12 protein-coding genes are annotated in these 11,951 nt (G+C 41.5%); 2 read left to right on the top strand and 10 right to left on the bottom strand.

Going from position 1 to position 11,951, the window contains the following annotated elements:
• Positions 1-153: 153 nt before the first annotated feature.
• The 7 genes from BBW65_RS07270 to BBW65_RS07305 form a co-directional block, all read right to left on the bottom strand.
• Positions 154-1,524 carry an FAD-binding oxidoreductase gene (locus BBW65_RS07270; protein ID WP_066341516.1) on the bottom strand — a complete coding sequence of 457 codons (1,371 nt, stop codon included), beginning with the start codon at positions 1,522-1,524 and terminating at the stop codon, positions 154-156.
• A complete protein-coding gene (locus tag BBW65_RS07275) occupies positions 1,521-2,222 on the bottom strand; it encodes a plasminogen-binding N-terminal domain-containing protein (RefSeq protein WP_066341518.1) in 702 nt (233 codons plus the stop codon). The genes BBW65_RS07270 and BBW65_RS07275 overlap by 4 nt, the downstream gene beginning before the upstream one ends.
• Positions 2,223-3,275: 1,053 nt before the next feature.
• Positions 3,276-4,412, bottom strand: coding sequence for a peptidoglycan DD-metalloendopeptidase family protein (locus BBW65_RS07285; RefSeq protein WP_066341521.1), 1,137 nt, complete (start codon positions 4,410-4,412; stop codon positions 3,276-3,278).
• A 24-nt stretch (positions 4,413-4,436) separates the two neighbouring features.
• The gene (locus BBW65_RS07290; RefSeq protein WP_066341523.1) at positions 4,437-5,198 is read right to left on the bottom strand and encodes an SPOR domain-containing protein; all 762 of its coding nucleotides are present in this window, start codon (positions 5,196-5,198) and stop codon (positions 4,437-4,439) included.
• A gap of 10 nt (positions 5,199-5,208) precedes the next feature.
• Positions 5,209-6,459: a serine hydroxymethyltransferase gene (locus BBW65_RS07295; RefSeq protein ID WP_066341525.1), complete on the bottom strand. Its 1,251-nt coding sequence runs from the start codon at positions 6,457-6,459 to the stop codon at positions 5,209-5,211.
• Positions 6,449-7,963, bottom strand: a complete 1,515-nt coding sequence (lysS, locus tag BBW65_RS07300; protein ID WP_066341527.1) for a lysine--tRNA ligase — start codon at positions 7,961-7,963, stop codon at positions 6,449-6,451. Before lysS ends, BBW65_RS07295 begins: the two co-directional genes overlap by 11 nt.
• Positions 7,953-8,621, bottom strand: coding sequence for a CvpA family protein (locus BBW65_RS07305; RefSeq protein WP_066341529.1), 669 nt, complete (start codon positions 8,619-8,621; stop codon positions 7,953-7,955). Before BBW65_RS07305 ends, lysS begins: the two co-directional genes overlap by 11 nt.
• 89 nt (positions 8,622-8,710) lie before the next feature.
• Here BBW65_RS07305 and lnt point away from each other — a divergent pair, with 89 nt between their 5' ends.
• Together lnt and BBW65_RS07315 are read left to right on the top strand one after the other, a co-directional pair.
• Positions 8,711-9,970 carry an apolipoprotein N-acyltransferase gene (lnt, locus tag BBW65_RS07310; RefSeq protein ID WP_066341533.1) on the top strand — a complete coding sequence of 420 codons (1,260 nt, stop codon included), beginning with the start codon at positions 8,711-8,713 and terminating at the stop codon, positions 9,968-9,970.
• 62 nt (positions 9,971-10,032) lie between these two features.
• Positions 10,033-10,758 (top strand): hypothetical protein, encoded by a 726-nt coding sequence (locus BBW65_RS07315; protein ID WP_066341534.1) that lies wholly within the window; start codon positions 10,033-10,035, stop codon positions 10,756-10,758.
• Between the two features lie 79 nt (positions 10,759-10,837).
• Here the strand turns inward: BBW65_RS07315 and BBW65_RS07320 are convergent, their stop codons facing one another.
• Genes BBW65_RS07320 through BBW65_RS07330 form a run of 3 tightly spaced genes read right to left on the bottom strand, consistent with a single transcriptional unit; the run spans position 10,838 to position 11,949 of the window.
• Positions 10,838-11,299 carry a DUF5666 domain-containing protein gene (locus BBW65_RS07320; protein ID WP_066341535.1) on the bottom strand — a complete coding sequence of 154 codons (462 nt, stop codon included), beginning with the start codon at positions 11,297-11,299 and terminating at the stop codon, positions 10,838-10,840.
• Positions 11,300-11,326: 27 nt separating this feature from the next.
• Positions 11,327-11,629: a DUF5666 domain-containing protein gene (locus tag BBW65_RS07325; RefSeq protein ID WP_066341538.1), complete on the bottom strand. Its 303-nt coding sequence runs from the start codon at positions 11,627-11,629 to the stop codon at positions 11,327-11,329.
• An 8-nt stretch (positions 11,630-11,637) separates the two neighbouring features.
• On the bottom strand, positions 11,638-11,949 hold the full coding sequence (locus tag BBW65_RS07330; protein ID WP_066341545.1) for a DUF5666 domain-containing protein: 312 nt from the start codon (positions 11,947-11,949) through the stop codon (positions 11,638-11,640).
• Positions 11,950-11,951: the final 2 nt, after the last annotated feature.

Genomic DNA, 11,951 nt, shown 5'->3' on the forward strand with positions numbered 1-11,951 from the left:
CTGATGCCAAAAAGGCATTCGAGCATTTTATCGCATTTTTGTAACACTCCTACATAAGTAGGGTGCATTGCTTTTGGGTTCTACAAGATTGGTTTGGGAAACTAGTTGCTATGATTTTTGAAATCGGGGTGTTTGAGTTGCAGGATATAAAAATCAAGGAAGCATTTTGTTGGGGTTGAGGATAGAGTTGGGATCAAAGATTTTTTTGATTTGTTTGAAAATCTCAAGATGGGTTTGAGAGAAGGCTAGGGGCATAAAAGCAGATTTGGTCAGCCCAATCCCGTGTTCTCCACTCAAGGTGCCGCCAAGCTTGAGAGCGAGGGCAAACACCTCTTGGACAGCCTGTTTGCCTTTTTCCAAATCTGTCTGATTGGCGAGCATTATGTTGGTGTGGATATTGCCATCACCAATATGACCAAAGCAGGGGATTTTGAAGCCATAGCACTCCCCGATTTTATACACTTCTTGCAAAAAGTTTGCAACTTGATTCTTAGGGATCGTGATGTCTTCATTGAGTTTTTTGACACCATAGAGATTGGTTGCTTGTGAGGCATTTTTGCGTCCAAACCAGATTTGCTCCTCCTCTGCAGGAGTTGAGGCGATTTGCACAAAAAGTGGATGTTGGGTTTTGAAAATGGTTTGGATTTGGTGGGTCTGAAGCTCAAGCTCTTCTTGAAATGTCGCACTGAGCTTGATGATCAGGATGGCTTGTGCGTTTTGAGGGTAAATGTGGTATTGGGTGTTGAGGGCTTGGATAATCAGAGAATCCAAAAACTCCATTGCCTCAGGGGTGATGGCGGAGGCTAGGATTTGGGTGGATGTTTGGGAGAGGGTGTGGAAGCTAGAGAAGCCAATAAGGATCGATCTGGAGTGGGGGAGTATGGGTTTGAGCTTGAGCGTGGCTTGTGTGATGATGCCTAGTGTCCCCGCACTCCCACAAAAAAGCTGTGTGAGATTGTAACCGGCAACATCTTTGAGGGTGTTGTGCCCGATTGTTAGGATGTCGCCATTGCCGATGACAACTTGCAAACTCAAAACATAGTCTTTGCTCACTCCGTATTTGACTGCATTCATTCCCCCTGCATTTTGTGCAAGATTTCCTCCTATGGTGCTGAAGTTTTGGCTTGCAGGATCAGGGGGGAAAAACAATCCGTATTGCCCTAAAGCCTCATTGAGGTGGGCGTTGATGACCCCCGGTTGCAATGTGACGGTGAGGTTTTGAGTGTCAATCTCTAGAATGCGATTGAGATGTTTTTGCAAAGCAAGGATCACACCATCATTGATTGCTCCACCGCTCATTCCGCTCCCCGCTCCCCGCGGTGTGACTGGGATATGGTGCTGATTGCAATAGATGAGGATTTGGCTGATTTGCTCTTGATTTTGTGGGAAAATGACGCAATCGGGCTGTTGGACTAACCTCGTGCTATCAAAGCTGTAGGCATACAAATGCAGTGAATCAGCACAGACATTTTCCGCCCCGACAATTTGCCTAAAAGTATCGATATGTGATGGAAGGAGCTTCATTTGATGAGAGCGTCATAAATCGCATAATAGTCTTTTTTTCTTTTGAGAAAATCCCAAAAGCTTTTGGCTTCAACGCGTGCGAAGAATGGGTATTGCTTCGCTTCAGGCGATGGGTTGGAGAGTGCTTGGGTTTGCAAGATTTGGAAGCTTTGGCAGTCTAGTAGATGCAATCCGCTGGAGTTATAGACTGCAAGTAGCCCAACGCTATAGGTTTTGCATACTTGTTGGAATGCCTTTTTGCTCGCATTGACAATGCCTTGATCTCCAACATCGGCAATCATTAGATCAGAATTGACAAAATGTATATTGGAGTATAGGTTTTTGATTTGCTCATAAACCTGCTGATTGGGTGCTACGATGAAGCCTCTTGAATAAAAACTACGCAACACGACAGAATCGCCGACTTTTGGCTTGACAACTGGCGTGGGTAGGTATTTTTGCTCCAAAAGAGTGAAAGGCACATAATCGGCTTGGATGCTATCGGTATCTATCTTGGTGACATAGATTGTGTTGGAAATGATGGTGGCACCGATATCGTGGATCACGATCCCACTCTCTCCCACCAAAATCTCATCAGATTTTTTTAATGTGATGGTGTGATTTTTTTCATCAACTTGTGTGATCTCTAGTTTGATGGGTTTGGTTCCGATGGCAAAAACAGAGAGCAAAAGTATAGGCAACACCCAAAGAGATTTCATATCGTTCCTTAATAAAGTGGTTTTTGCAATGTTATCAAAAGAATTATAAGAATGTGTTTGAATGTGATTCAAACTGCTTGAAAGACCGCAAAGTATTGCTTAGGTTTGCTTTGGCAAAAGCAAACCTTCTGCTTTCTCAAGATTGGCTTGGGGGAAGCACGGCTTTGGGGTGATTCAAGCTTGGCTTAGATTCTTTCTTTATTAAAGTTGCTTTGAGGAAATGTGTTTTTGGATGATTTTAGAATCTCTTGGAGCTTTCTTTTTGAATCTTGGCTTAAGCAAACCACCCTTTATACAATTCTAGAATCCTCTAGGATCTCTCTTAAGGGGGGCAAGGGGAACTTATAGCAAGCGTTCCCCTTATCCCCCTTAACAACCCCCATAACCCCAGCATTGCATTAGCAAGGCTCGTTCAACATTACATTGACTTGGAATCTTTTTTGGTTCTACAAGGTTGGTTTGGTCAGCAGTTGTTTGTGCTTATATTGAAATAGTGAGGGTTGATAATTGATTAGAGTTTTTTGAGAGTTTGCAAAGAGATTCTAAAAATCAAGATTCTAGATTCAAAACAAGATTCTCAAGAATCAAGAATCAAAAATGCTTTCAAAAAGATTCTAAGAATCAAGATCAAATCTAAAACACCAAAGAATCAAAACAAAGTCAAAGTAATGTGGGTAACACACAAAAAGCGGGCAGGGGTTTGGGGGATTTTAAGGGGGATAAGGGGGGTGCCTCGCAATAAACCCCCTTGTCCCCCTTATAGAAAAAAGCAAAGTGGGATTTGGTGATTAGAAAGTGTGCTTTGGCAAAACAAACCCCAAAAAGAAAAACTAAGAGATTCCAGAATCCCTCAAAAGTGTGCTGTGGCAAAAGCCAAGATTTAATAGCAAAAATCACCAAAGAGCATAACTTCTCAAAGTAATCTCTAGAAAAAATCGCATTGATCCCCAAAGCATTGGCAAACAACATTTTGCAACAAGATTCTACAAACCCACTTAGAGAGAAGTGCCAAAATTTTGTGGGTTTGGCATTGAGAGGCGATGCTTTGGGCAGTCAAGTCCCTTGTGTCTGAAGCAATTGTGCGAAACCTTCATCAATGCGTTGTTTGTAGTCTTTGGCTTGTTGCAAAAACTTCTCTTTCTCTTTGCCTTTGAGCTGACTGCGTGTGGTTTTGATACTGCCCAATGGATTGATGGGACGCCCGTTTTTGTATAGCCCAAAATGTAGATGAGGTCCAGAGCTAATGCCTGTATTGCCACTTCTGCCGATCACTTGCCCTTGCTTGACATAGTTTCCGACTTTGATTCTTGGATCGATTTTGCTCAAATGTGCATAGAGTGTCTTAAATCCCCCCTCATGCAAAATCTCAACGGCTTTTCCATATCCACCCTTATTTCCTGCACTGATGATTTTGCCACTTCCAGCAGATTTGATGGGGGTTCCGATTTTGGCACGCAAATCGATCCCATAATGAGGGCGTATGATTTGCTTCAAGACAGGGTGTTTCCTAGCGTGTGTAAAATTTGAAGTGATATGGACATAATCAAGAGGCATTTGGAAAAGAAACCCCGTGACCTCTTTTGCTTGGAGATTGTAATAGCGTCCATTGTTGTAGGAGATGAGGTAGTTGGGTGCTTTGTTGGTTTCTATGACTGCAGATTGAATCATCGGTGAAGCAAACGGATAGCCAAAGCGGTATTTTCTAGTGTAGATGATTCCTAGCTTGTCGTCTTTCATCACTTCTTTTTTGAAATTAATGCTGTTTTTGTAGATGTTGAGCACTTCATTTGCCAACCCAAGATCATTGGAGCGTTCAAAAATGTCTTGATGGGGGGATTTTTGGATTTTCAAAAAGATTTGTTTGTTTTTTTGAAAATACTTGATAGGAATCAATGCAAATTTGTATTGAAAGTTTTGGCGATAGATATGGATTTGGACATCATCTCCAATGGGAATCAGAGCCTGTAAAAGCTCATTGTTTTCATTTTTTAAAACTTGATATTCCACTCCAGCATAAATCTCTGCACTCAACTCTTGATCTTCTGCAGGTAGATTGTAATAAAGTCTTAGCGGGATTTTGTTGTCTTCAAGAAATTTGAGAAAAGTATAACCATTTTGCCAAACGCGATTTTCCCCTATGGCACCATAGGAGAAAAGATAGAAGCAAAAAATGAGGATAAGATGTCTCATTTATAACAGTAGAGATTGGATAACCTATTTGATCTCGATGATAATGTATTTGCCAAAAGAATCCGCAATCTTTTGTGCATCATCCAATGCCTTTGCTTTGGAGGCGTAAGGTCCGATCAGATATTTTTTGACCACTTTGCCATTGCTATTGGCTTGTTGCACTCTATGCATAAAGGCAGCAATCTTTTTGGTGAAGTTGGCGTTGGGTGTGCCTGAAAAGACTCCGACTTGATAATAAAAACCTTTTGGGATCTGCTTGATCTGCGGTTTGGTGATTTCTTTTGGTGGCTTGGTTTTTTTAGGTTCTTTTTTGTGTGCCACCTCTGTTTTGGGGGCTAGAGCTATTTCTGTTTTGGGGACTTCAGTTTTTGGTTTAGGTGCTTCAGTCTTTGGTTCTTTGGAAGCAATGGGTGCTTCTTGGATGGGTGCATTGGGTTTGCTAGGAGCAGTCTCACCTGCTATCTCTGCTTCCAATGTCTCGTTTTGTTTCTTTTGACTTGCTTCGTGTTTGATTTTGACATCGGCAATCATTTTCTCAAAATCATCTTCTTCTTTTTGCCCCATTGATTGCATTGATTGATCGACAAAATTCTCAAGCTTTTGTTGATCGAGTTTAGCTAACTCTTCATTGAGTGCCGTTTCTTTTTTGGTAAAGAAAAAAATAACAATCAAAAGAATCACAATCAAAGAAACTGAGGCAACTAAAATAGCCAGTGTTTTCTTTGATTTCTTTGGTGTTGGATTGGTTGTTTCTTCCATCAAAATATCATCCAAGTTGTGGTCCATTTCCTACTCCTTAATAAATGGGTTGCGTATAGATTTTAAATTGTTGCATATATTCCTTAACCTCACAACGAACTTTTTCTTGCAAGTTGTGATTTTGAATATCATTTAAGACTTCAGTGATTTTTTGAGCGATCCATTTGAAGTCGTTTTCTTGCATTCCTCTTGCTGTGAGTGCCGGAGAGCCAAGTCGAATACCGCTTGTGACAAATGGCGATCGTGTCTCCCCGGGAACCGTGTTTTTATTCACGGTGATCCCTGCATTGCCAAGAGCCAAATCGGCGTCTTTGCCACTATATTCTTTTTGCAAAAAATCCATCAAAATCAGATGATTTTCTGTCCCATTGCCCACAAGCTTGAAGCCATTGTGTATCAATGTCTCAGCCATTGCATTGATATTGAGCTTGATTTGTTGGGCGTATTGTTTCCATTGGGGTTTGAGGTTTTCTTTGAATCCCACGGCTTTTCCTGCGATGAGATTCATCAATGGTCCTCCTTGAGTTCCGGGAAAAATCGCACGATTGATTTTGTTGGCAATCTCTTCGTCATTGGTGAGGATAACTCCACCTCGTGGTCCTCGTAGTGTTTTGTGTGTGGTGGTTGTGACAACATCGCAAAATGGGAGTGGATGTGGATATTCATCAGCGACGACAAGCCCCGCAACATGGGCAATATCTCCCATCAATATAGCCCCCACTTCTTCTGCGATCTCTTTGAATCGTTTGAAATCTAGCAGCTTGGTATAAGCACTGAAGCCACAAATAATGAGTTGAGGTTTGATCGTGCAGGCGATTTTATACACTTCATCATAATCGATGCACCCATCTAGATTCACACCATACGAAAAGCTTTGGTAGGTTTTGCCGCTTGAGCTTACTTTGGCACCATGTGTGAGATGTCCGCCGTGGCTTAGATCCATACCCAAAATTTTGTCATAGGGTTTGAGCAAGGCATTAAAAACGGCGTTGTTGGCTTGGCTGCCAGAATGGGGTTGGACATTGGCAAATGAGGCGTTGAAGAGTTTTTTTGCACGCTCGATTGCTATCTCTTCGATTTGATCTACAAACTCACAGCCACCATAGTAGCGTTTGTGTGGATAGCCCTCTGCATATTTGTTGGTGAGAATGCTACCCATTGCTTCAAGAACGCTTGGGAAGGTGAAGTTTTCGCTCGCAATCAGCTCTAGATGTGTGTTTTGTCGTTCAAATTCTTGATTGATGAGATTGAAAATCTCTAAGTCATCTTTTTGCATTTCAAAGTTCATCGCTATCCTCCATAGGTTTAAATTGCATTTTGCTTGGCTTCATCGCAGGAAACAAGATCACATCTTTGATACTTTTGTTGTTGGTAAGAAGCATTACTAGGCGATCGATACCGATGCCTTGTCCAGCCGTTGGTGGCATTCCGTGAGCAAGTGCCCACACATAATCTTCGTCCATATATTGTGCCTCTTCATCTCCTGCATCTCTGGCTTTGACTTGTTCTTTGAATCGCTCGTATTGATCGAGTGGATCGTTGAGCTCACTAAACCCATTGCCGATTTCTTTGCCACCGATAAACAATTCAAAGCGATCTGCTAGAGTGGTATCTATGTCATTGCGTCGTGCAAGAGGGCTGATCTCAATGGGATATTCTGTGATAAAAGTGGGATTGATGAGTTTATGCTCTACAAACGCATCAAATGCTTCGCTTTGGAGATGTCCATAGGACATTTGTGGGGTCACAGGTAGATGGTGTGCAACTAAAAAATCTCGAAGTTTGGTCGGATCTTGCACGATAGAAGCATCAATCTGCCCGATCTCAATCAATGCTTGTTTGTAGGTGAGGATGCTGACTTGAGAGAAATCAATCACATCATCGCCGTGTGGAATCTGCGTGGGGAGATCTAAGGCATCAATAAGGTAGGAGAGAAGTTCTTGGGTGAGGGTAATGAGGTCTTGATAGGTTTTGTAAGCCCAATAAAACTCAATCATACTAAATTCGGGATTGTGGCTATGGTCCATCCCTTCGTTTCTGAAGTTGCGATTGATTTCAAAAATAGCTTCAAAGCCACCAACGATAAGCCTTTTGAGATAGAGTTCAGGGGCGATTCTGAGGTATCGCTCTATGTCTAGGGCGTTGTGATAGGTGACAAATGGACGCGCGTTGGCACCACCTGGAATAGGGTGGAGCATCGGGGTTTCAACTTCCAAAAATCCTTTGCTTTCAAAAAATTTGCGGATATGAGAAATGATCAGACTACGCATTACAAAAGTTTGACGCACATCGGGATTGACGATGAGATCTAGGTATCTTTGGCGATAACGCAATTCCACATCGCTTAAGCCGTGAAATTTTTCGGGCAATGGGACGATGGATTTGGTGAGTATCTCTATTTTTGTGGCGTGTAGGCTTAGCTCTCCTGTTTTGGTTAGAAATGGAAAGCCACTTGCATAAACAATGTCCCCAACTTCTAGATGTTTTTTGAGCATTTCAAAATGTGTATCTAGCTCATTTTTGGAAAAATACACTTGCAAAACGCCACTAGAATCTTCCACCTTGATGAAACTTGCTTTGCCCATCCAGCGTTCTAGCTTGACACGCCCGACAATACTCTCCTCCACGCTTTCATCGCGTTGGGCTTCTGTTTGTGCGAGATGTTTGTATTTGTCCAAAAACATAGCGTTTTTGATACTACGCTCCAAAGTATTGCTGTATGGATTTTTGCCCAATGCTCTTAGGGATTCGCCTTTTTGGATTCGTTGTTTGATGTATTGATTACTGAACATCAGATTGTTCCTTAGTTGATGGTGTAGCTTGATTGCTTTGCTCTTGCAATGATTCTTGGGTATTTTGCTCTTGCTTGTCTTGAATGATTACTTCCCCTTGCTCTTTTATCTGATTGCCCACTTCTTTGAGTGTCTCTTGGGCTTTTTGAATATGCTCGGGTGCTTGGGCGATGAGTTTGGAGTTGATGATAAGTGTGGCGAAGCGTTCCATTGCAGGAAAGATTTTGCTATGTTGATAAAAATGTGCCTTTGCCTTGGTCATAAAGTTGAGATTAAAAGCAAAAAACAAAGCGACAGAGATCAGGGTGAGGGCTTTTAATGTCTCAAAGATCGCACCCAAAATATGATCCAAAACAGAGGGTAGAACGATCTTTAATAAGTGCTTGAGAATCAAGCTGATCACTTTGGTGATAAGGATTGAAACGATGAGCAAAAGGATGAAGCCTACCAAAGTATTGGCTGTCGTTGAGCGGAGATCAAAGACTTGTTGAGCAAAAAGGTTACCGGCTTCGTGGGCAAAAGTTGAGGCGATGAAAATACCCAAAAGCCAGCCGATCAAATTGCAAAGACTCTGAATCCCCCCTATTTTGTAGCCATAATACATATAAAACACGCTAATGCCTAGCAATATCAAATCAATATAACCAAAATTTTCCATAGATTCAAAACTCCAAATGTATGTTCCTGCTTGATGTTTTGCAATTTTACAATAAGATTGCGTTTTATTGTTTGGAACTAGGTTGTTTTATGAAAGAAGTTTTTGGGGATTTTCTCACGCGGAGGATTGGTGAAGTTTATCTAGCCTTTGTTTTTGTTTTGCCATTGTATTTGGTTTGGCTGTTTGAGTTTCATTTGCCTCCATTGCTTGGCACATTTCAGACACAAAATATTTTGTATTTTTTGAACACTTGTTTTGGCTTGATCAGTTTCTATGTCTTTTTGACTTTGCCTAGTCGCAGTGCTTGGGGCTTTGGATTTTGGGTGGGGTTGCTGTCGTTTTATTGGGTGGGGTATTCGTTTGTGTATTTTGGTTTTTCTTATTTGGTGATTCCTATTGCTTTGTTTGTGGCTAGTGTTTATATGGTGATTTTGCGATGTGCTTTGTGGTTTGAACATATCATTTTGCGTTCTGTGGCTCTTTTGTCTTTGAGCTATATCCACCCATTTGAGTTTGATTGGTTTGTGCCAGATAGTTTGTTTGCCTATAGTTTTGTGGGTGTGCATAAGTGGCAGTTGGTGCTTGTGGTTTGTGGGTTGATGATTTGGAAAAGCAATCGCGATTTTTGGCGTTTTGTGGCGATAGTGCCTTTGTGCTTGGCTTTGGAGTTGCCAAAGGATAAAAGTCATCTTTTTGATAATGCAATCGCAGTTTCTACCCACATTTCTCAAGACATCAAATGGCAAAGGCAAAATGCTCAAGCTCTTGCACAAGAAAACTTTTTGCAGATTGTCAATGCTTTGCGACAAAAGAAAACCTTGATTGTTTTGCCTGAGACTGCATTTCCATTTGTGCTGAAGCTTAGCCCTTATTATGAGCTGATTAGGGATTTGAGCCAAGAGGCGACGATTGTCGTGGGAGCGATGAGCAGTCGCAATGATCGCGTTTATAACTCAACTTATGTTTTTCAAAACAAAAAGGTGCAGATTTTTGACAAAGTCGTCCTCGCTCCATTTGGAGAAAAAATCCCATTGCCTGATTTTTTGTCCTCATTGTTGAGAAAGGTGTTTTTGGATACTGAAGCCCCTCCTTTTGATGTGGGCAAGACTTTTGGATATTTTGAATATCAAGGCACACCAATCAAAAGTCTCATTTGTTATGAAGGCACAAGTTCTGCGGCTTATCAAGACGCCCCCCAATTTCTTGTAGTCATCAGCAACAATGCGTGGTTTCCTGATAGCATTGAACCAGCTTTGCAAAAGAATCTGATGAAATATTATGCAAGATTGTATGGAAGCACGATTTTGCATTCTAGCAATGGCTCACCGAGTTTTGTGCTATATCCTTGAAAAAAACCTTTAAAAACCGATATAAGATTTTTTAGTTATTTTGTAAATCTCAAGGAGTGCTAATGATCAAAAATATAGCAAAAGTCTTTTTGTGTTGTGTGTTGGTTGGTGGAGCGTTACAAGCTGCTCCCAAAAAGCCCAAAAAACCTTCGGCAAATGCCGTGAAAAATTTGCAGAGTGGCTCTGTGATCAATGGGGTAAAAGCAACGGGTAGTTTGCAGAGATGGATGTTTTTTAATGATGGTTTTGTGGGTAGCTCTTGGACGAAAATCGGGCGTTCTGAATATATATCTGTTGATTTTGGATATTCTGCCACGATTGCTACAATCGGGACTGCAGGAGGATTGAGAGGGATTTTTGGAGTGGATTTTGCGTTTCCTATCTATGTCGCAGCCAGAGGGCAAACCAATGGTTTGACAACCCATAATTCTTTTGCTGAAGTGTTGGGGTGGGGGGCTATTGTGCCATTGAGTATCGGACTTGATGTCAATGGGTTTTATATTCGCGGATTAGTGGGCTATGCTTACAATGATATTGTAGAGGGATTTGATTTGCCCAACAAATCAGACGCAACAACGATGCAAATGCGTTATCACGGCGTGGTTTATGGTGCAGGAATGGGGTATCGTATCAGCAATATTCTCAATATTGGATTTAAGGCATTGTTTGGAGAGATGAAAAACGATGTGCGTGCGACAAATGACGCCACTCTGATCCAAGTGCGTGAGTTCAAAAACAAAAAATACGATTTGATGCAGTTTGGTGGATATGTCTCAATTATTTTCTAAACCTATGGCTTGTAGAGTGGGGTGGATAGGGGGGAGTGTCAATGGTATCTTGAGGGTGTTTTGATGACACCAAAGAGTGTCAATCCAAACATTTGATTTCGATTTCTTTGGCAACTATTTGATTTTCATTATAAAAAATATCAATCTTGACATAATCACCGATTTTTATATCTTTGAATTGTTGTGGCATATCCCAATCGCCTCTGCAAGATTCGCGTTCGATTTCCGTGTATGGGATTACTTTGATGATTGTGTGATTGACAGAGATTGTTTTGTCAGAATCATTGATAGATTGTATCAAGCCTTTGATGTCTGAGGCGTGAAGCGTCTGTGAAAATACAAGAGCAAATAGAGTGATTTTGGCTATGTGTGGCATTGTGCCTCCTATGAGTTTGTGTAGAGAGAAAAGGCGATGATTGTCAAGAGGGGAGGGTGGGCAAAATTTGGGCATAGGGGAGGGGTTGTCGTGCAAAGGGCTATCCTCTAGACTCTCAAAGCCTAGAGGGTGTGCTGCTCTTATGTTGATTAGATGATTTGCCACACTGATTGCCCATCCTTTTTTGTGGGATTAGTATGCACGATTACGCACACATTGGATCTCCACTTTTTTGGCAGCACCCATATTGTTGTGGTGCATCAAATCGACTTCGACAATATCGCCGACTTTGAGATCGGCAAATCTTTTGGAAATATCCCAAGGCATCCAGCAAGAGTCCTCCTCGATTTTGGTTTGAGGGAGGATTTTGATTGCGACCCCATTGATAGTGATTGTTTTGTTGGTGTCATCAATCTGCTCGATTACCCCTTCAAAATCATCTGCAAATGCCAAAGAGGCACACAGAAGCATTGAGAATCCAATGAGCTTTTTCATCATTTTTCCTAGTATGCACGATTGCATTGGATTTTGATTTTTTTGGCGACTAGCATGTTGTTTTCGGCACCCAAAAATCCGATTTTGACAGCTTGTCCCACTGCTAGATCTGCAAAAGTTTTGGGGATACCATGATGTCCGTGATAACCTTGATAGTCTTGCCCACATCCTTTTTGCCTGATTTGTGTATAAGGCAACACCTTGATTGTCGTATTATTGACCTTGATGGTTTTGTTGTTGCCATCGATAGATTCGATGACGCCGTAATTTCCTGCAAACAATGAACCTGCGATGAGAAACAAAAGTCCAAGTTTTTTCATAT

The sequence above is a fragment of the Helicobacter enhydrae genome, from assembly GCF_001693335.1.
Classification (GTDB): Bacteria; Campylobacterota; Campylobacteria; order Campylobacterales; family Helicobacteraceae; genus Helicobacter_G; species Helicobacter_G enhydrae.